At 65.9% G+C, this 19448-nt stretch carries 21 protein-coding genes; 9 read left to right on the forward strand and 12 right to left on the reverse strand.

Annotated elements, in window-relative coordinates:
* Window positions 1-124: 124 nt before the first annotated feature.
* A complete protein-coding gene (locus tag ACQRAG_RS07505) occupies window positions 125-688 on the forward strand; it encodes an adenylate kinase (protein ID WP_304023475.1) in 564 nt (187 codons plus the stop codon).
* 87 nt (window positions 689-775) lie between these two features.
* Complete coding sequence (locus tag ACQRAG_RS07510; protein WP_303740323.1) at window positions 776-1273, forward strand: DUF805 domain-containing protein; 498 nt, start codon at window positions 776-778, stop codon at window positions 1271-1273.
* A gap of 312 nt (window positions 1274-1585) precedes the next feature.
* Here the strand turns inward: ACQRAG_RS07510 and ACQRAG_RS07515 are convergent, their stop codons facing one another.
* The 5 genes from ACQRAG_RS07515 to queA all read right to left on the reverse strand — a co-directional run bounded on the left by ACQRAG_RS07515 (window position 1586) and on the right by queA (window position 5509).
* Window positions 1586-2125, reverse strand: a complete 540-nt coding sequence (locus ACQRAG_RS07515; protein ID WP_204674043.1) for a 2-oxoacid:acceptor oxidoreductase family protein — start codon at window positions 2123-2125, stop codon at window positions 1586-1588.
* Complete coding sequence (locus ACQRAG_RS07520) at window positions 2118-2933, reverse strand: thiamine pyrophosphate-dependent enzyme (RefSeq protein ID WP_204626451.1); 816 nt, start codon at window positions 2931-2933, stop codon at window positions 2118-2120. Before ACQRAG_RS07520 ends, ACQRAG_RS07515 begins: the two co-directional genes overlap by 8 nt.
* A 1-nt stretch (window position 2934) precedes the next feature.
* A complete protein-coding gene (gene vorB, locus ACQRAG_RS07525) occupies window positions 2935-4023 on the reverse strand; it encodes a 3-methyl-2-oxobutanoate dehydrogenase subunit VorB (protein ID WP_204626452.1) in 1089 nt (362 codons plus the stop codon).
* A complete protein-coding gene (locus tag ACQRAG_RS07530; protein WP_168934793.1) occupies window positions 4020-4241 on the reverse strand; it encodes a 4Fe-4S dicluster domain-containing protein in 222 nt (73 codons plus the stop codon). Before ACQRAG_RS07530 ends, vorB begins: the two co-directional genes overlap by 4 nt.
* Before the next feature lie 155 nt (window positions 4242-4396).
* Window positions 4397-5509 (reverse strand): tRNA preQ1(34) S-adenosylmethionine ribosyltransferase-isomerase QueA, encoded by a 1113-nt coding sequence (gene queA / locus ACQRAG_RS07535; RefSeq protein WP_303875968.1) that lies wholly within the window; start codon window positions 5507-5509, stop codon window positions 4397-4399.
* 205 nt (window positions 5510-5714) lie between these two features.
* Here queA and ACQRAG_RS07540 point away from each other — a divergent pair, with 205 nt between their 5' ends.
* Genes ACQRAG_RS07540 through ACQRAG_RS07565 form a run of 6 tightly spaced genes read left to right on the forward strand, consistent with a single transcriptional unit; the run spans window position 5715 to window position 10153 of the window.
* Window positions 5715-6386, forward strand: coding sequence for a hypothetical protein (locus ACQRAG_RS07540; RefSeq protein ID WP_303898288.1), 672 nt, complete (start codon window positions 5715-5717; stop codon window positions 6384-6386).
* Window positions 6383-7612, forward strand: a complete 1230-nt coding sequence (coaBC, locus tag ACQRAG_RS07545; RefSeq protein WP_204674047.1) for a bifunctional phosphopantothenoylcysteine decarboxylase/phosphopantothenate--cysteine ligase CoaBC — start codon at window positions 6383-6385, stop codon at window positions 7610-7612. Before ACQRAG_RS07540 ends, coaBC begins: the two co-directional genes overlap by 4 nt.
* On the forward strand, window positions 7594-8487 hold the full coding sequence (locus tag ACQRAG_RS07550; protein WP_337464324.1) for a hypothetical protein: 894 nt from the start codon (window positions 7594-7596) through the stop codon (window positions 8485-8487). Before coaBC ends, ACQRAG_RS07550 begins: the two co-directional genes overlap by 19 nt.
* 10 nt (window positions 8488-8497) lie before the next feature.
* Window positions 8498-8860 carry a LysO family transporter gene (locus ACQRAG_RS07555; RefSeq protein ID WP_168934798.1) on the forward strand — a complete coding sequence of 121 codons (363 nt, stop codon included), beginning with the start codon at window positions 8498-8500 and terminating at the stop codon, window positions 8858-8860.
* Window positions 8857-9456: a lysine exporter LysO family protein gene (locus tag ACQRAG_RS07560; RefSeq protein WP_006007419.1), complete on the forward strand. Its 600-nt coding sequence runs from the start codon at window positions 8857-8859 to the stop codon at window positions 9454-9456. The genes ACQRAG_RS07555 and ACQRAG_RS07560 overlap by 4 nt, the downstream gene beginning before the upstream one ends.
* A 16-nt stretch (window positions 9457-9472) precedes the next feature.
* Complete coding sequence (locus ACQRAG_RS07565; protein ID WP_427803777.1) at window positions 9473-10153, forward strand: DVU0298 family protein; 681 nt, start codon at window positions 9473-9475, stop codon at window positions 10151-10153.
* 431 nt (window positions 10154-10584) lie between these two features.
* Here the strand turns inward: ACQRAG_RS07565 and gap are convergent, their stop codons facing one another.
* The 7 genes from gap to ACQRAG_RS07600 all read right to left on the reverse strand — a co-directional run bounded on the left by gap (window position 10585) and on the right by ACQRAG_RS07600 (window position 18152).
* A complete protein-coding gene (gap, locus tag ACQRAG_RS07570) occupies window positions 10585-11601 on the reverse strand; it encodes a type I glyceraldehyde-3-phosphate dehydrogenase (RefSeq protein ID WP_168934800.1) in 1017 nt (338 codons plus the stop codon).
* Between the two features lie 136 nt (window positions 11602-11737).
* A complete protein-coding gene (locus tag ACQRAG_RS07575) occupies window positions 11738-12292 on the reverse strand; it encodes a GAF domain-containing protein (RefSeq protein ID WP_168934801.1) in 555 nt (184 codons plus the stop codon).
* A gap of 252 nt (window positions 12293-12544) precedes the next feature.
* Window positions 12545-13651, reverse strand: coding sequence for a rod shape-determining protein RodA (rodA, locus tag ACQRAG_RS07580; RefSeq protein ID WP_168934802.1), 1107 nt, complete (start codon window positions 13649-13651; stop codon window positions 12545-12547).
* Window positions 13652-13669: 18 nt separating this feature from the next.
* Window positions 13670-15679: a penicillin-binding protein 2 gene (gene mrdA / locus ACQRAG_RS07585; RefSeq protein ID WP_303740329.1), complete on the reverse strand. Its 2010-nt coding sequence runs from the start codon at window positions 15677-15679 to the stop codon at window positions 13670-13672.
* Entirely contained in the window at window positions 15666-16136 is a 471-nt protein-coding gene (locus ACQRAG_RS07590) for a hypothetical protein (protein WP_006007430.1), read from the reverse strand. Before ACQRAG_RS07590 ends, mrdA begins: the two co-directional genes overlap by 14 nt.
* 3 nt (window positions 16137-16139) lie before the next feature.
* Window positions 16140-17030, reverse strand: a complete 891-nt coding sequence (gene mreC, locus ACQRAG_RS07595; RefSeq protein ID WP_297140025.1) for a rod shape-determining protein MreC — start codon at window positions 17028-17030, stop codon at window positions 16140-16142.
* A gap of 81 nt (window positions 17031-17111) precedes the next feature.
* On the reverse strand, window positions 17112-18152 hold the full coding sequence (locus tag ACQRAG_RS07600) for a rod shape-determining protein (RefSeq protein WP_006007445.1): 1041 nt from the start codon (window positions 18150-18152) through the stop codon (window positions 17112-17114).
* A gap of 257 nt (window positions 18153-18409) precedes the next feature.
* Between ACQRAG_RS07600 and ACQRAG_RS07605 the strand changes: the two genes are divergently transcribed.
* A complete protein-coding gene (locus ACQRAG_RS07605) occupies window positions 18410-19348 on the forward strand; it encodes a TIGR01212 family radical SAM protein (protein ID WP_304020163.1) in 939 nt (312 codons plus the stop codon).
* Window positions 19349-19448: the final 100 nt, after the last annotated feature.

Raw genomic sequence — 19448 nt, forward strand, 5'->3', positions numbered from 1 at the left:
GGCGTATCCGTAGGGAATGCAGCGCTGAAGAGCGGGGCTTGGCCCGACGGCGGGAGCCGGAGCGGCTTCCCTCCTTGGGCGGAGGAGCCCGAAAGCCGGGCAGATCCTTAGGAGTTGGTGAGCGATGGTCATATTGATCGCAGGGGAGACCCATACGGGAAAGACCCTGCTGGCGCAGAAGCTGCTGGAGGCATACCGCTATCCCTGCCTGTCGCTGGATCACCTGAAGATGGGGCTCATCAGGAGCGGCCAGTGCGCGCTGTCTCCTGAAAGCGATGATGCCGAGCTCACACGCTACCTATGGCCCATCGTCAGGGAGATGATCAAGACATGCATAGAGAACCGCCAGAACATGATCATCGAGGGATGCTATATCCCCTTTGGCTGGGAAGATGATTTCCCGGACGAGTACAGAAAAGAAATCGCCTATGTCTGCCTCGTGTTCAGCGAGGGCTACATCAAAGAACGATATGCGGATATAGCCAGGTATGAAAGCGTGATCGAAAACAGGAAGGAAGCATGTCCTGCGCCTGAGAGCCTGCTTGAGGGAAATCGGCGCAATTTGCGGCAGTGCATCCTGCATTCCTATAAGTACATTCTGATGGACAAAGACTATGCCCTGGATATCGAAATGATACGGCGGCTCCTGCATACGGCAGCGCCCAAGGCCGATGCCGTTGCGGGATAATGAAGTCTTTTTTCCCGTGCGCTGCCCCAGCAGGCAGGGCATGGAGGCATCCTGCAATCCACTGCTCTCTGTCATCAAGGAGGGACCATGTCCGGCAAAACAACTGTCATGAAACCCGGTGCGGCCATCGCCGCCTGCTTCGGCAAATTCGCCCGCTGCTACGGTCGCAGCTGCCGGGCCGAGTTCATCTGGTTCCTGCTGTTCTTCCTGGTGCTGGGGGCGCTGGCCGTGTGGTTCACCTCGCCCATGATTGTGGGCATGCTCTGGGCCCTGCTGATGATCCCGCTCAGCTCCGTGGGCATCCGCCGTCTGCACGACCTGAACCTGCCCGGCGGCATCTGGACGGTCTGGCTGACCATCACCGTCATCCTGCCCATGTTCGGCCTTTCCAACTACATGAACAATGAAGGGCATTTGTCGGACTACATGCTCTATCTGCACTATGCTTGGCTGTTCGTCACCGGTACCTTGCTGCTTTTCCTCTGCTTCGCCAGCGGTCAGGAAGGCCCTAACAAGTACGGTCCGGCGCCGTGCGTGAAGGCCGCCGTCGCTGCGGACGAGGAAGAAACGGCCAAGGAAGACTAACCATCTTTTCCTCTTCGATTTACATGATGAAGCGGAGCCCTCGGGCTCCGCTTTTTTCATGGCGCACGGGGCGGCCCTAAAGAGGCCCCGCATCTTTGTGCGAGCCCCTCATATCCGCAATGGCCGGGCGGCCCCATGAGCGGCCATCCGTCATCTTGCGCATCGGCTTTTTTGCCTGTCATCAAAAAAGGCCCGCGTCCCGCCAGATGGCGGGGCGTGGGCCCTGATAAAGCGCGCTGGGGAGGGATGGGGGTACGGGGGAAGGGGACACCTCTCGCGGAGCAGAGGGGTCCCCTTCCCCCGTCCAGTTCGTTACGCGAAGTCGTAGCCGGCCTGCAGGGCCTTGGCGTTGACCGGGATCAGCTTGGCGTAGTGGGCGCTGACCACGCGGTTGAGGGCTTCCTGCACGGCTTCCAGGGGCAGGGCGCCGGTGGCCTTGATCCAGGCGCCCAGGGCCACCATGTTCGCCAGTTTCACATTGCCCAGTTCGTGGGCGATGTCGTTGACCGGGATGTAGACCGTGCGGTGCTTGCCGTCCAGCAGGCCTTCGGAGATGAGCGAGGCGTTGACGATCTGCACGCCGTCGGGATGCAGCCGGGGCTGGAACTTGGCCAGCGAGGGCTCGTTGAGCACGATGATGGAGCGGGGCGTGTTGACCAGGGGCGAACCCACGGGATGCTCGTCCAGCACCACGGTGCAGTTGGCGGTACCGCCGCGCATCTCGGCGCCGTAGACCGGGATGAAGCTCACTTCGAGGCCGTGTTCCATACCGGCCTGGGCCAGCAGGTTGCCGATGAGCATGACGCCCTGGCCGCCGAAACCGGCGATGATGACGTCCTGATACTTAGCCATGCTGCACCTCGCTTTCGGCCGGGGCGGTCACGTCTTTGTACACGCCCAGAGGGAATACAGGGATCATGGCCTCGCTGATGCGCTTGTTGGCGCTGACGGGGTCCATATGCCAGTTGGTGGGGCAGCCGGAGAGCAGCTCCACGAAGCCGAAGCCCAGGCCCTGCAGCTGCACTTCGAAGGCCTTGCGCAGGGCCTTCTTGGCCGCGCGCACATGCTTGACGCTGTCCAGGGCGCAGCGTTCGGAATAGGCCACGCCGGAGAGCTGGGCCATGAGCTCGGCCATGCGGATGGGGCCGCCTTCGTGGCGGGCCATGTCGCGGCCGCGGGGGCTGGTGGTGGTTTTCTGGCCCAGCAGGGTGGTGGGGGCCATCTGGCCGCCGGTCATGCCGTAGACGGTGTTGTTGATGAAGATGCCGGTGATGAGCTCGCCGCGGTTGGCCGCGTGGATGGACTCGGCCAGACCGATGGCGCCCATGTCGCCGTCGCCCTGATAGGTGAAGACAACGCTTTCGGGGCGGGCACGGCGCACGCCGGTGGCCACGGCGCAGGCACGGCCGTGGGGGGCTTCGAGGCCGTCCACGTTGAAGTAGTCGTAAGTGAAGGTGGCGCAGCCCACGGAGGCCACCAGGATGGTCCTGTCGGCCACGCCCAGCTCGTGCAGCACCTCGCTCACCAGGCGGTGGGCGATGCCGTGGTGGCAGCCGGGGCAGTAGTGGGTCACGCGCTCGTTGAGCACGGGATTGGTGTCGAAGACCAGGGTCTCGCCATCCTGGGGCACAAGGGCCTGTTCAAGTTCGTGCGCGTGCATCTTAGTTCTCCTTGCAGGCCTGACGGATGGGATCTTCCAGGGCATCGGCGCCGATGAACAGGCCGGGCATGACGCCGTGCCAGTCCACCTTGGCGTTCTCGCCCATCAGGGACAGGCGCACGTCTTCCACCATCTGGCCGGTGTTCTGTTCGATGACCAGGAAGCGGCGGCCCGGAGCCAGGGCGCGCAGGGCGTCGGCCGGGAAGGGATAGAGCGTCTTGGGACGGAACAGGCCCGCCTTGAGGCCTTCTTCGCGCAGCTTGCGGATGGCGCTGCGGGCGATGCGGGCCATGGAGCCGAAGGCCACCACCACGAGTTCGGCGTCGTCGGTGTTCCAGCATTCGGCGCAGGCTTCGGCCTGCATGGCGGCGTACTTTTCCATGAGCAGGCGGTTGCGGGCGGCCAGGGCGCCTTCGGCCAGGTACACGGACTTGAGCAGACGGGGCTTGGCGCCGGGGCCGCGCTTGCCGTAGCCTTCCATGCGCCAGGGCGCGGCCAGTTCGGCCAGGGCCTCGGGGCTCAGGGCGTCGGCCGGGGGCTGACGGCGCACGGGCTCCTTGATCTGGGCCACGATGGCGTCACCCAGCAGCATGACCGGGTTGGCGTACTTGAAGGCCAGAGCGAAGGCGCGGAACATCATGTCGTAGCATTCCTGCGCGGTGGAGGGGGCCAGCACCAGGTTGCGGTGGTCGCCGTGACCGCCGCCCTTGACGGCCTGGAAGTAGTCGCCCTGCGAGGGGCCGATATCGCCCAGGCCCGGGCCGCCGCGTTCCATATTGACGATGACGGCCGGGATATGGCTGCCCGCCATGTAGGAGATGCCTTCCTGCATCAGCGAGATGCCGCAGCTGGACGAAGAGGTCATGGCCGGGATGCCGCAGGCGCCGGCGCCCAGCAGCATGTTGATGGCGGCCACTTCGCTTTCGGCCTGCACGAACTGGCCGCCGCATTCGGGCAGCCGGAGGGACATGGTCTCGGGGATCTCGTTCTGCGGCGTGATGGGATAGCCGAAATAGCAGCGGCAGCCGGCGTCCAGGGCGCCAAAGGCCACAGCTTCATTGCCCTTGATGAGAATGCGGTCGTGACTCATGCGGTCTTCTCCGTTTTTTTGGATTTGAAGACACGGATGGCCACGTCCGGGCACATGAGCGCACAGGAGGCGCAGCCCGTACAGCGGCCTTCGGTTTCCATCACCTCATAGCCCTGGCGGTTGAACCGTCCCGAGGGGCGAATGATGTGCGCCGGGCAGACCGCTACACACAGGCCGCAGCCTTTGCAGCGTTCTTCCAGAAAAACAATTCGCGACATGCTGTTCCCCTGATCGATACAGATTGCACATGGCGCGGCATCCTGCCACAGGGTGCCGCACCATGCGGTGTTGACACTTATCATGCCCCGAAGGGCCGGTTGCGGATGCGTCCGGCTCCGTCCGTACCGGAAAGCCGGGCAGCCGCAAAAAACGCCTACCGGATGAGCATGGCATCCCCGTAGGAGAAGAAGCGGTAGCCTTCCTTCACGGCCTCCTGATAGGCTTCCAGGATGCGTTTGCGGCCCGCGAAGGCCGAGACCAGCATCAGCAGGGAGGACTCGGGCAGGTGGAAATTGGTGATGATCCCGTCCACCACGCGGAAGGGACGGCCGGGGTAGAGGAAGATGTCCGTCCAGCCGGCAAAGGGCTGGGCACGGCCGCAGACCTGGGCCACGCCTTCCAGCGTGCGTACCGAGGTGGTGCCCACGGCGATGACGGGCCGGTGCTGGGCCTTGGCCTCGGCGATGGCGTTGGCCGTCTCTTCGGGCAGTTCCACGTATTCCCGGTGCATCTGGTGGTTGCGGATGTCTTCGCAGCGCACGGGGCTGAAGGTGCCGTAGCCCACATAGAGCGTCACTTCGGCCCACTGGAAGCCGCGCTGGCGCAGGGTCTCGCGCAGCTCGTCGGTAAAGTGCAGGCCCGCCGTGGGCGCGGCCACGGAACCGGTCTTCTCCTCGCGGGAGTAGATGGTCTGGTAACGGCTGAAATCTTCTTCGGCGTCGGAACGCTTGATGTAGGGCGGCAGGGGGATGTGCCCGGTGGCGGCAAAGGCGTCGGCCACGTCGCCCTTCCAGCACATGCGCACACGCCGGTGGCCGAAGGTGCCGCATTCAAGGATGGTCACGCTGATGCCCGCGCCGAAGTGCAGGGTCTCGCCTTCGCGCACGCTGCCCCCGGAACGGACCAGGCCGTTGACCTCGGCGCTCCAGGTGTCCTCACGGCCCTTGACGGGCGTGGCGGCGGCCCGCACCAGCGGCAGGGGCGTCAGCAGCAGGAATTCCACCTTGCCGCCGGTACTGCGGCTGCCCAGCAGGCGGGCCTGCAGCACTCGGGAGTTGTTGGCCACCAGCAGGGCGCCTTCGGGCAGGCAGTCCGGCAGGTCGCTGAACATGTGGTGCTCCAGGTCAAGGGCGCCGTTGCGGCGCATGGTCAGCAGGCGCGACGTGCCCCGCTGCTCCGGCGGATACTGGGCGATCTGCTCCTGGGGCAGCTCGTAGGTATAGTTTTGCAGCAGAAAATCATCTTCGGAAACGAAAACAGGCGGCATGGGTCTTTTCCTTCACTTCTCTTCGGGCCGCGTGGCGGCCGCAACATCTGCCGTCGGACAGGGCCGGGCGATGCCGTTTTCCATGCCCGTCCCGCAGGGGGAGGGGCAGCCGGGCAGCCGGAGAGACGCTTGTCAGTCCGTGCCGGAGAGGCTATCCTTTTCGGGCTGTCCGGCCTTCCGGACGACAGTTGAAGGAGTATAGCCAATGCGACGCCTACTTGTCACCTTGATCCTTGGGGTCTTCCTGGCCAGCGCCGCCGGTTGCGCGGACCTGGGCATCAGCAACCCCTTTGAATCCACGCCGACCGCCGCAAACAGCCAGCTTTTGGGCATCAGTTTGCCTGCGGGCATGGAACTTTCCACGCAGCACTGCGCCCGCACCACCGGCAGCGACGGCCAGCCCCAGGGCATGGAGACCGCGTACGGTCAGGCCGACCGGATGCAGGTGGCGCAGAGCCTGTTCAACAACATGCAGGGGGCGGGCTGGAACGTGCGCATGAGCCTGCGCAAGGCCGACCGCATCATGCTGGCCTTTGAGAACGGCAACCGTCTTGCCGTGATCAGCCTGTATTCGCAGACGGTCTACAGCTGCGTGGCCGAGATCTGGGTCTCGGAAAAGATGGCCGACGGTTCCTCCCTGAACCTCCTGCCCCTGCGCGGTGAGGGCGGCCAGAACAGCGGCGGTTTCGGCGGCTTTGGCGGCAGCTCCGACGGTGCTTCCGGCGGCGGCTTCGAAAGCAACGGCCCCGCCACGGGCGGCGGTTTCGAGACGCCCGACGGCGGCAGCACGCCGCCTCCGGTGGGCAACAGCGGGGGCTGGGGCTCCTCTTCGGGCGGCAGCAGCAGCGGCAGCGGTCTGCAGGAGCGTCTGCTGTGAGCGCGTCGCCCTTCCACAACAGCCGCCGTTTCGCGGGCAAGCGTCTGCATCTGGGCGTGTGCGGCTCCATCGCCTGCTACAAGGCGCTGGATCTGCTGCGCGCCCTGCACGCCCTGGACATCCACGTTTCCGTCACCCTCACCGACGGCGCGCGCCGTTTCGTGACGCCCCTGCTTTTCGAGGCCCTGGGCGCCATGCCGGTCTATGGCCGCATGTTCGAGGGCGACGAGGTCTTCGATCATCTGGAGCCGGGCCAGCGGGCCCAGGCCATGCTGGTGGCCCCGGCCTCGGCCGACGCCCTGTCGCGTCTGGCGGCCGGAGCGGCGTCGGACATGCTCTCGGCGCAGGCACTGGCCTTTGACGGGCCGCTGGTGGTGGCCCCGGCCATGAACCCGCGCATGTGGCGGCACCCGGCCACCCAGGACAATGTGGCCACCCTGCGGCGGCGCGGGGCCCGGGTCGTCGTGCCCGGCTGCGGCGGCACGGCCTGCGGCGATACCGGTCAGGGCCGTCTGGCCCCGGTGGAGGATCTTTTTCTGGCCGCCCTGCGTGCCCTTTCGCCGCAGGACATGGCGGGACAGCGCGTCATGCTGACCATGGGCCCCACCCGCGAAAAGTGGGACGGCGTGCGCTACTGGACCAATCCCAGCAGCGGCACCATGGGTGCGGCGCTGGCCACCTCCGCCTGGCTGCGCGGGGCCGAGGTCACGGCCGTGTGCGGGCCCGGCTGCCCCGACCTGCCCGCCGGGGTGGAGCGCATCGGCGTGGGCAGTGCCCGCGAGATGTTCGAGGCCGCGTCCGACTGCTGGCCCCGCATGGACATGGGCCTGTTCTGCGCCGCTGTGGCGGACTTTTCGCCCGAACCGCTGGGCCCGCAGAAGTTCAAGAAAGAAGGGCGGCAGGACGGCTTCAGCATCCGCTTCACGGCCAATCCCGACATCTTGCGGACCCTGTCGCACCAGCGGCGGGAAGGGCAGAAAGTGCTGGGCTTCGCGGCCGAGACCACGCCCGACATGGACAGCCTGCTGGAGCTGGCCCGCGGCAAGCGTGCCCGCAAGGACGCCGATCTGCTGGCGGGCAACCGCGTCAACAGCGGCGACAGCGGCTTCGGCGCGGCCACCAACAGCATGGCCGTGGTGGACCGTACCGGCCATGAAGAGATCTGGCCCAACCAGAGCAAGGCCGACGTGGCCTGGGATCTTTGTTCGTGGCTTTTGCGCCTGTAAACCCGCTGGCGGCCCCCTGGCAGGCACGCGGCCTCGACTGGCTGCTCATGCCCGAGGATCTGCCTCCGGAGCTCTCCCTGTGCGTCATGCCGGACGCCGTCCCGGCCGCGCCCGTGCGCCGTCCGCAGCCTGCGGCCCCGCGGGCGCCCCGTCCCGTGCGTCCTTTGCCTTCCCAGCTGCAGCAGGAAGGCCAGGGCAGTGCGCCCGCCGCACCGGCACAGGCCGTGAGGCAGGGCGGTGCCCCCGTGGCTTCTCCCGCTCCCGCAGCGCCCGCCCCGGAACAGCGGCGTCCGGCCCGGCCGCAAGCCGCGGAACAGGCCCCGGAGACCGCCGCACCGGTCAGGAGCTGGCGGCCCCTGCCGCCCCACGTCTGGCCCGCCGTCTGGCAGGAGCGCCTTTCGCGCACCCGGCAGGGACGGGTGGTCTGGACCTACTGGAACCTCGGCCCGGACCTTTGCGAAGCGCAGGCCCCGGGCAAGGCGCAGCGCAGCGCCTTTTTCCGCCGTCTCATGCAGGATCTGGCCTATCCGGCGGGCACCAGCACCTTCTGGCCCGCCTGTCTGCCCGATCCTGACGCCATGCCCGCCTCCCCGGCCCCGGCCGAGGGGGAGGACAGGCCCCGCTACCAGCCCAATGCCGACGTGTTTTGGTCCGGCGTGCAGGCCCTGCATGCCCGTGCCGTGGTGGTCATGGGCTCCGTGGCGGCCCGCGCCCTGGGGCTGCCCGCCGGGGTGCGTCCCCTCCAGCAGTTGCGGCATCGCGGCACGCTGGTCTGGGTGCTCTGGGACGTGGAATTCCTTCTTGATGAACCGCAGCGCTACGCGGCCATGCTGGCCTTTGTGCGCCGGGCGCTGCAACAGATCTCCAGACGCTGAAAACAACGCCATGTTCACTGCTATCGGACTGATGCTCACGGGCATCGCTCTGGGCTTTGCCCTGCGCTCTTTCCAGTGGCCCGAACTGCTGGGCCGCGCCATCTCTCCCACCATCATGCTCATGCTCTTCGCCCTCGGCGTGGCCGTGGGCGGCAACGAGACCCTGATGACCAACCTGCCCGTACTGGGCGGCAAGGCCCTGATCCTCACCGTGGCCTGTGTGGCGGGCAGCCTCATCTGCATCGTGGCCGTTCGCCGTTTCTTTCCCGATGCCGGGCCCCGGCGCCATGCGGCCGCTGGGGCCGACAGCGAGGACGCGGGCGCGGCCATGAGCGTGCGCCGTGACCGGGAAGACGGGGAGGGCCGGGCATGAGCGGGAGCCTGATGATCCTGGGCTGTTTCGTGCTGGGCGTGCTGCTGGCCTGGCTGGGCTGGATACCGGACTATTTTCTGGAGCACGACGGCACGCTCTACGTGCTCTATGTGCTGATGTTCCTGGTGGGCATCTCCATCGGGCACGACCGCCGTCTGGGCGAGATATTGCGCACCCTGCGGCCCCGGGTGCTGCTGCTGCCCCTGGCCACCACCGTGGGCACCTTTGCCGGGGCGGCCCTGGCCAGCATCACGCTGGCCTATTCCCTCAGCGAATGCCTGGCCGTGGGTTCCGGCTTTGCCTATTATTCCCTTTCGTCCATCTTCATCACCCAGTACAAGGGCGCGGAGCTGGGCACCGTGGCCCTGCTGGCCAACATCATGCGCGAGCTGGCCACATTGCTTTTCACGCCGCTCATGGTACGCTGGATCAGCCCGCTGGCCGCCATCTCGTGCGGCGGCGCCTCCACCATGGATTCCACCCTGCCGGTCATCACCCGCTTCGCGGGCAAGCAGTGGGTGTTCGTTTCCATCGTGCACGCCATGATCCTGGATTTCAGCGTGCCTTTCTGGGTGACTTTCTTCTGTACCCTGTAACGCAAGGAGCTGCGCCATGGCCCGTATGCGTGCCGTCAAACAGCAACTGAAAGATCTGCTTTCCGCGCCCGACTGGCGTGACCATCTGCCCGAACTGCGCTCCATGGGCCAGCCCGCCGTGGGGCCGCTCTTCTCCTTCCTGCTGCTGGAACCGCTCATGCGCCACAAGGCCGCCCTGGCCCTGGGGCAGGTGGTGGCCGGTCTGGAAGAGGGCAGCGCCGAAGACATGCACAACATCATGCGCCGTCTCATGTGGCACATGAACGAGGAGTCCGGCAACATCGGCTGGGGCATCCCCGAAGCCTTCGGCGAAGTGCTGGCCGCCTGTCCCCGCGCGGCCAAGGAGTTCCACCGGGTGCTCATCTCCTATGTCATCGACCTGGGCCGGGACGACAACTTCTGCGATTACGGCCCGCTGCGCCGCTCCTGCTTCTGGGCCATCGGCCGTCTGGCGCAGGCCCGGCGGGACCTGGCCGTCATCGCCCGGCCCTGGCTGCTCAAGGGGCTGGAGGACGAGGACATTCCCTGCCGCGGCATGGCCGCCTGGGCCCTTGCCCAGCTGCCCCGCGACTTCATGGATGCCCCGGCCCTGCGCCGTCTGGCCGAAGCCGGACATGAGGAAATCTGCGAGGTCTTCGACGGCGAGAAGGTAGTGGAAAAGACCGTTTCCGAGCTGGCCCGCGAGGCCCTGGGGTAGAGTGATGCCGTGTTGAGGGGGAGAGGGGAACTTTTTTGGGTAAAAGTTCCCCTCTCCCCCTCAAGCTCCCCCTTTCCCTTCAAAAAACGCTGTTCCGGTCATTGGGCGGGGAGCGTGGCGCCCCTGTCCGTACCGTGTTTGATGGTCCCCCGGTAGTGCGGGGGACTTTTTTTGTGCCCGGTGGACGGAGCGGGGGGGAAGGATGGGCCGGGGACAGATACCACAGGATGGGGCAGGCAGGACGGGAGCGGGGCGGGGAGGATGGCGCGGACGTCTTGGGATGGAAAGAAAGGCAGGGGAGCGGGCAGTTCGGATAGCGTCCGCTTTTTGAGGCTGACGGGCTTGAAATATATGCAAAAGGCCACCCGAGCGGGTGGCCTTTTGTGTTCATGGGGATGCCGGAGCAGGGCAGGCCCGCTCCGGGGGATTTTTTACAGGCCCTTTTCCTGCATCAGGCAGACCAGGTCGCAGACGCGGTTGGAGTAGCCCCATTCGTTGTCGTACCAGGCCACGACCTTCACCAGATTGCCGTTCTGCACGGTGGTGTAGGGCGCTTCCAGGATGGAGGAATGCGGGTCGCCCTTGAAGTCCATGGAGACCAGGGGCAGGGTGTTATAGCCCAGGATGCCCTTGAGGTAGGTCTCGCTGGCGTCCTTGAGGGCGGCCAGCAGGGTCTCGGTATCGGTCTCCTTTTCCAGGATGCCGTTGAAGTCCACCACGGAGACCGTGGGGGTGGGCACGCGCAGGGAGTAGCCGGTGAATTTGCCGGCCAGTTCGGGGATGACCTTGGCCACGGCCTGGGCCGCCCCGGTGGAGGTGGGGATGATGTTGCAAGCGGCGGCGCGGGCACGACGCGGGTCCTTGTGGGCCATGTCGAGGATGCGCTGGTCGTTGGTGTAGGAGTGGATGGTGGTCATGTTGCCCAGCTTGATGCCGAAGTTGCGCTGCAGCACCAGGGCCACGGGCGCCAGGCAGTTGGTGGTGCACGAGGCGTTGGACACGATGTGGTGCTTTTCGGGATCGTACTGGTCGTGGTTCACGCCCATGACGATGGTGATGTCTTCTTCCTTGGCCGGAGCGGTGATGATGACCTTTTTGGCGCCGTTGTCCATGTGCACGGACGCCTGGGAGGCCTTGCGGAAGATACCGGTGCTTTCCACCACCACGTCCACGTCATACTGGCCCCAGGCCAGCTGATGGGGATCGCGCTCGGCGAAGCAGTGGATGTTCCAGTCACCGACCTTCACTTCCTGACCGTCCACCTGGGCGTCCAGGAAGGCGCGGCCGTAGACGGAGTCGTATTCCAGCAGCTGGAAGTTGGTGGTGGCGTCGAAGAGGTCGTTGATGGCCACCACTTCCACGCGATCAGCGTAGCTCTGGCGCAGGGCGCGGAACACCTGGCGGCCGATGCGGCCGAAACCATTGATACCGACACGAACTTTTTTCATTGTATTCACCTTTGCCCTTGCGGGCATACTGTCTTGATGGGGGCGGAGCGGCACGGCGGCGGGCAGGGCCCCTGATGCCGTCATGCCGGGGCGCATGCCGCCTGGCCCGGCGGATCGGGACGTGCGGCAGGGCCGGCTAGTCTTCGTAGACCGAGTAGGCGTGTTTGGCCATCAGCTCGTAGTTGTTGCGCAGGGCGTCATGCAGACGGGCATTTTCGATGGCCACGGCGGAGATGGCGGCCACGGCCATCATGAAGCTGTCTTCGTCGTCGGTGAACTCGCGTTCTTCGGAGGAGTAGACGCGGATCAGGCCGATGACCTTGCCGCCCACGCTCAGGGGTGCGGAAAGCACGGAGACCAGGCCCTCAGCCTTGGCGGATTCGGGATACTGGAAGCGGCCGTCAGAGGTGGCGTCCTTCAGGTGGATGGCCTTGCCGGACAGCACTTCGCTGTCCAGGCCGCTGCGTTTCACTTCCACGGGGCCTTTGCGCATGTAGGTGGCGGAGAGGCCGTAAGCGGCGCTGGGCAGCAGGAAGTGCCCGGTGCTGTCCAGCAGGCGGATGGTGCAAGCCTTGCAGTTCATGGTCTGTGCCGTGTGCTCGCTGATCTTGTGCAGCACGTCCTTGGGATCAAGGCTGGCATTGATGGCCAGGGCCACATCACGCAGGGCGCGGAAATAATCCTGGGGCATGGAAGACCTCCTTTGGATGGGGTGACGCCTTCCCCGGCAGGCGTCGGTGATTGCCGTTGGCCGCCCCGGGCGCAGGCGCGTTACCGGGGATGACGGACGCGCGCGGGACGGCGGGGATGGGATAGTCGTCGGCCGGTCGCCCGGCAACGGGATATCCGGATGGGACATGCGGCGGGTTCCCGGCTGTGCCCCGGGAAAGGAGGTGGGAGGTCTCCTGTCCGGCATGCCTGTCCAGGCAGGCATGCCTCAGGCTCAGCTCTTGAACATGAAGCGCCGCATAGAAACATTAAGCACGATGCCCAGTAATGTGAAGTTCACTACCGTGGCACTGCCGCCGTAGCTGATGAAGGGCAGGGGGATGCCCACCACGGGCATGAGCCCGATGACCATGCCCATATTGATACATATCTGCCAGAAAAAGTAAAAGAAGACCCCCACGGCCAGCATGCTGCCGAAACGGTCCTTGGCCTGGACCACCGTGGAGAAGATGGACAGCAGGAACAGGCAGAACAGCGTCACCAGGGCCACGCAGCCCACAAAGCCCCATTCCTCGCCGAATACGGCCAGGGCAAAGTCCGAGTGGCGCTCGGGCAGGAAGTTGAGCTTGTTCATCATGCCTTCCATGTAACCCTTGCCCCACAGCTCGCCGGAACCGATGGCGATGCGCGACTGCAGGATGTGGTAGCCCGCGCCCAGGGGGTCGTCGCCGGGATTGAGGAAGGTGAGCACGCGCTGCTTCTGGTAATCGTGCATGAGCACGCACCACATGAGGGCGGCCACGCCGGGCACGGCCAGCAGGCAGGTGCCCAGCACATAGCGGCGCAGGCCGTGGAACAGGATCATGCCGCCCATGATGAGCAGCACCATCATGGCCGTGCCGAGGTCGGGCTGCTTGAGGATGAAGACCACGGGCACCAGCCCCACGGCCAGGACGGAAAAGAAGTTCTTCCAGCCCAGGGGCTGGCTGTCGCGGGCCAGCAGGCGCGCCACCAGGATGAGCACGGCGATCTTGATGGGTTCCGAAGGCTGGATGGTGAACAGGCCGAAGGAGATCCAGCGCTTGGCGCCGTAGAAGGTGGAACCGACCAGGGGCACCAGCATCAGCAGCACCAGGAAAATCAGATAGGCGGGCCAGGCCAGATTGCGCAGCTGCCGGTAGTCGAACAGCGTGGCCAGCAGCATGCAGCCCAGGCCGCACAGGCCCCAGACCAGCTGGCGCTGGTAGAAGCTCTCGAAGGCGAAACCGGTCTCCACGCGGGTGCCGCTGGCGGAATAGAGGTTGGCCACGCCCGTGAAGTAGAGCAGCAGCATGCAGGCCAGCAGTGCCCAGTTGATATAGCCGAGAAGGCGCTTGTCCATGGGGCGTTCCTGTTGTCGTCAGCGGCGACGGCGCTTGGGGGGATCGTTGCTGTCGTTGGTCATGCCCGGCAGGGGGCCTGATACGGTGCCCAGCATCCTGCCGGCGGGCTGGGGCGCTTCCGGAGCCCTGTAGCCGGGCGCGGCGGTATCCGGCCCGAAAAGATATTCGTAGACTTTTTTGGCCACGGGGCCGGCCACGCTGGAACCGCCGCCACCGTGTTCCACCATGACGATGACCACATAGGTCTTGCCGTTCTTGCTGCCCCAGGTGGCGATCCAGGCATGGTCGCGGTGCAGGTAGGCCAGCTCCGCGGTGCGCAGGCGGCGGTCGTTGGCGGTCATCTTCAGTTTGGTCACCTGGGCCGTACCGGTCTTGCCGCCCATGTCGGCATCGTGGCGGCCCACCACCTTGGCGGTGCCGCCCCCGGCCGTGCGGCGCATGGCCTGGACCACGAAGCGCAGATGGCCCAGCTCGGCGGGGATGCGGCCGCGCACCTCGCGGGGGGCATCTTCCAGCAGCTGGGGCTTGAGCAGGTCGCCGCCGTTGAGCATGGCCGACACATAGACGGCCATCTGGATGGGCGTGACCAGGGTGAAGCCCTGACCGATGGAGGTATTGAACGTATCGCCGCGCACCCAGACCTGCTTGCGGTAGCGCTGCTTCCAGTCACGCGAGGGCACCAGGCCCGAACGCTCGTGGGGCAGGTCCACCCCGGTGGGGCGGCCGAAGCCGCATTGCTTGGCAAAGGCCGAGATCTTGTCGATGCCCAGGCGTTCGGCCATGATGTAATAGTACACGTCGCAGGAGTTGATGAGCGACTGCTCCAGCGTCTGGCTGCCGTGCCCGCCGCGCCGCCAGCAGCGGAAGATCTGGTTGCCCAGCTTGGTCTGGCCGCCGCAGAAGACGGTCTCGCGGGGATCCACGCCGTTCTCGAGGAAGAACACGGCCATGAGCAGCTTCCAGACCGATCCCGGCGGGTAGACGCTCTGGATGACGCGGTTCTGCAGGGGATAGCGCTTGCTGGTGCGCAGGGCTTCCCAGTCGCGGCGGGAGATGCCCGCGGCGAACAAATTGTTGTCGTAGGCCGGGGAGGTCACCAGCGCGCGCAGCTTGCCGGTGTCCGGCTCCATGACCACCACGCAGCCCGCCTCGCCGGCAAGGGCGTCCCAGGCGGCCTGCTGCAGGTCGCGGTCCAGCGAAAGGGCCAGCTCCTGTCCGGCGCTGGGGGCCTCGCTCAGGCTCTTGGCCAGCATGCGCCCGTGGGCGTCCACTTCCATCTGGTACAGGCCCTTGTGGCCGCGCAGGCGCTTTTCCAGCTCCAGTTCCAGACCGGCCTTGCCCACCAGATCGCCCATGGCCAGATCGGGATCCTTTTCCATCTCGGCGCTGTTGGCTTCGGCCACATAGCCGAGCACGTGGGCGAAAAGGTCTTTTTCGGGATAGTAGCGGTTGGTGCGGACCATGATCTCCAGGCCGGGCCAGTTGACCAGCTCGGCCTCGATGCGGGCTACCTGGCCGAAATCCAGGCCGGAGACCAGCGGCAGGGCCTCGAAGGGCTTGGTCTTGAAGCGGTCCTGGTTGTAGCGGTTCTGGAGCTGCTCCAGCGGCGTGTCCGTCCACTGGCTGATCTGGGCCAGGGTGGCGGGGATGTCCGGGCAGTCCTCGCGGATGATGGCCAGGCCGTAGGCCGTGCGGTTGTCGGCCAGGATATTGCCGTGATCGTCGAAGATGCGGCCGCGCGGGGCGAAGATGCGCTCCGTGCGCAGGCGGTTTTTCTGGGCCTGGGTGGTCATCTCCGGCCCCAGATGGAGCTGGAGGTACCAGAAGCGGGTGACGAAGACGAAAAAGAAGATGCCCACCAGCACCTGCAGGAGCAGGATGCCGCTGCGCGGCGGCTGGTAGCGTTCGCTTTCCACCTGTATGGTCAGCCAGGAACGCCAGTTCTTGCGCTTGCGGCGGGGGGCCTCCGTCAGGGGAGAGGCCGGTTCCGGAGCGGCAGAGGGGAAGATACGCCTATTCTTCGTCATGCGAACATGCCAGGGGCCGCGTGGCCGTCAGAAGCAACCAGGCCACGGGCAGGTAAAGGGCCTGGATCAGGCTCCTGTCCAAAAATTCCTGCGGATCGAAATGCACGGCATAGAGCGGGGAGAACAGCCAGCCCAGGCCGAAGCAGGCCCCGCCCAGGCAGATGGAGAGCAGCAGCACGAGGAAGAAGTTCCCCAGGCCCAGCAGCCAGCGCAGCAGGCGGTAGATCAGGCAGACCAGCGCGTACCAGACGATGGTGGCCCCGAAGGGGCTGGTGCCGATGCCTTCCTGCAGCAGGACGAAGAGCGGCAGCAGCCAGCAAAGGTTTTTGTAGTCCCTTTCCTGCAACAGGATGACCAGCCCCACCACCAGGGCATCGAGGCAGGGGACGAGGCTTTGCACGCAGATGCCCAGGGCCACGAAGCACAGCCACCAGAAGATGTTGCGCACGGCCTGCATGGGCTAGCGCTCCCTTTTGGGGGGCCGGGGCGGGCCCACGAAGTCCGGGGCGGGCTCGCTGGGGCGCAGGGGCCGGTTGATGCCGCTGGGCTCCAGCAGCAGCACCTCTTCCAGACGGCGCACGTCCACCAGGGGCCGGGCCGTGACGGCCAGAAACTGGGTGGAGTCCGAGGGGGCCACGCTGTCCACGGTGGCCACGGGGATGCCCTTGGGATATTTGCCGTCCAGACCGGAGGTGATGAGGATCTCCCCGGCGGTCACCGGGGCGTCGCGTTCCACAAAGCCCACTTCCAGCGGCTGTTCCAGGCCCTGTCCGCTCAGGATGCCGGCCGAGCGGCTCTGCTGGGCGAACACGGCGATGCGGCTGCCCGGGTCGGTGATGAGCAGGACCGTGGCGGCATGGGGGCTGGCCCGCAGCACGCGGCCCACAAGGCCCATGTTGGTGACGATGGGGGTGCCGGGGCGGGCGCCCGAGGTGTAGCCCCGGTTGATGGTGATGCTGTCCTGGATGGCGTTGGGGCCCATGCGTCCGGCCAGGATGCGGGCGCCCACGGGCTTCCAGGCGCTGTCCACGGGCAGCTGCACCAGCTCGCGCAGCCGGGCCAGTTCCGCCAGATCCTCGCCGTGGGAGACGATGCGGGCCTGCAGTTCGGCCACCTGGGCGCGCAGGCGCTCGTTCTCTTCGCGCACGCCCACCAGATCCACATAGCGCCGCCAGGCGTCCATGACGCTGCCCTTGACGGAATCGAAGGTGCCCAGCACCGTGCCGCTCATCTCCAGGCCGACGTTGGCGGCGATGTCATCGAGCGTGTGCGTGCGCTGGTTCCAGGAATACATGCCCAGAAACAGCACCAGAAGGCCGCCCGCCATGAGGAGAAAGCGTCGGAATGTCACAGTGGCACCCGTGAGAGCAGCAGGAAAAAAAAGGACGGCCGTGCCGGAAAAAGGCGACGGGCCGTCCTGCACTTGCAAAGATTAGTCGATGCAGACGTCTTTGAGCACGTGGATGTTGTCCAGGGCCCGGCCCGTACCCATGACGACGGTGGACAGGGGGTCGTCCACCACGGTGATGGGCAGGGAGGTCTGCTCGCGCAGCAGCTGGTCGAGGCCCTTGAGCAGCGCGCCGCCGCCGGTCAGCACGATACCGCGGTCCACGATGTCGGCGGCCAGTTCCGGGGGCGTCTGTTCCAGGGCGATGCGCACGGCCTGCACGATGCTTTCCACCTGTTCGGAGATGGCTTTGCGCACTTCCTCGGAGGTGATGATGATGTTCTGCGGGATGCCCGTCACCAGGTCGCGGCCCTTGACCTCGATCTGCTGTTCGGGATCCATGGGATAGGCCGAGGCGATCTTGATCTTGATCTCTTCCGCCGAGGCTTCGCCGATGAGCATGTTATACTTGCGTTTGACATGCGTCATGATGGCTTCGTCCATCTTGTCGCCGCCCACGCGCACGGAGCGGGCATAGACGATGCCGGCCAGGGAGATGACGGCCACTTCCGTGGTACCGCCGCCGATGTCCACCACCATGTTGGAGGTAGGCTCCTGGATGGGCAGGTCGGCGCCGATGGCGGCGGCCATGGGCTCCTCGATGAGGTAGACCTCACGGGCACCGGCGGACTGGGCCGATTCCTTGACCGCACGCTTTTCCACCTGCGTGATGCCGGTGGGCACACAGACCATGATGCGGGGGCGAACCAGATGACGGGAATTGTGCACCTTGGTGATGAAGTGGCGCAGCATGGCCTCGGTCACCTCGAAGTCGGCGATGACGCCGTCCTTCATGGGACGGATGGCCTTGATGTTGCCGGGGGTCTTGCCCAGCATGCGCTTGGCGTCGGCGCCCACGGCCAGGACCACGGTGTTGCCGCGCGAATCTTTCTTGACCGCCACCACGGACGGTTCACGCAGGACGATGCCCTGACCCTTGACATAGACACAGGTGTTGGCCGTGCCCAGGTCGATGGCCAGGTCATTGGAGAACATTCCCAAGAAGAAATCCACAATTTTGGACATTACGCTAGCTTGCCTCGTTCTACTGGTATGCGTATGTTGCTGCCGGTCGTGCGGAGAAGGGAGGGCGGAACCTGTGGGGGATGCCGTAAGGCTCCGGGCCGGTTCCCGCGGGAACCATGGCCTTGAAGGCGAAAAGCGCACGGCAGCAGACAAAACTTGTTCGGCTAAAATGGGCTTGAAGTCAAGCTGTTGCGGACACAGTACAAATTTTTTCTCCTGTCCGCGGCCCTGAAAAATCCGCTAAAAAGGCGTGAATCATGCTGCTTTGGCATACCCTGGCCACCTATTTCCGGCGCAAATACGGCGTCCGGGTGCAAAAAATTCCACTGGATGCGGGCGCCACCTGCCCCAACCGGGACGGCACGCTCTCCGCGCGGGGCTGCATCTTCTGCAACGACAGCGGCTCCGGTTCCGGCATGGGCCTGCGCGGTCTCGACCTGCGCGCCCAGTGGGACGCCTGGTACACCAAGTACACCACCACGGACAGCGACCGCCTGTTCATGGCCTATCTGCAATCCTTTTCCAATACCTACGGCCCGGCCTCCCGGCTGGCGCATCTGCTGGAACAGGTGGCGGCCCTGCCCGGCTGCCGGGGCATCGCCGTAGGCACGCGGCCGGACTGCCTGGACGGGGAAAAGCTGGCCCTGCTGGCCGGCTGCGGGCTGGACGAGGTCTGGCTGGAGCTGGGCCTCCAGACCTGCCGGGACGACACCCTGCGCCGTATCAACCGCGGCCACACGGCGCGTCAGGCCGAAGAGGCCGTACGCGCCGCGCTGGATGCCGGGCTGCTGGTCTGCGGGCACCTCATGGCCGGGTTGCCCGGCGAGGACGAGAACGATTTCCTCGACGGTGTGGACTGGGCCGTCTCGCTGGGCATGCAGGGCCTCAAGCTGCACAACGTCTATGTGCCGCAGGGCACGGAACTGGCCCGGCAGTGGCGGGCGGGCGACTACCGTCCCCTTGCCCGGGACGAATATGTGGACATGCTGTGCGCCGCCCTGCCGCGCATCCCCTCCACCGTGGTCATGCAGCGCATCCAGGCCGACCCCGCGCCGGGCGAGCTGCTGGCCCCTGCCTGGGCCCTGGAAAAACGCGGCATCATCACCGACCTGCGCCGGGCCCTGGCCGCCCGCGGTCTCTGGCAGGGTTGTCGCGCCGATGCCGCGGAGGCCCGGCCGGAGTGGTTTGGCGGGTAGGGGACAGGAACGTTTTTTTGAGGGGCTGGGAACTATGGTGCTGTGACCGCGGTCTCCGGGAAGGGGAAGGCGAACAGGGCGGGAGCGCCAGGCCATCGGG

Source organism: Desulfovibrio sp. SGI.230 (assembly GCF_050313065.1).
In the GTDB taxonomy this organism is placed as follows: Bacteria; Desulfobacterota; Desulfovibrionia; order Desulfovibrionales; family Desulfovibrionaceae; genus Desulfovibrio.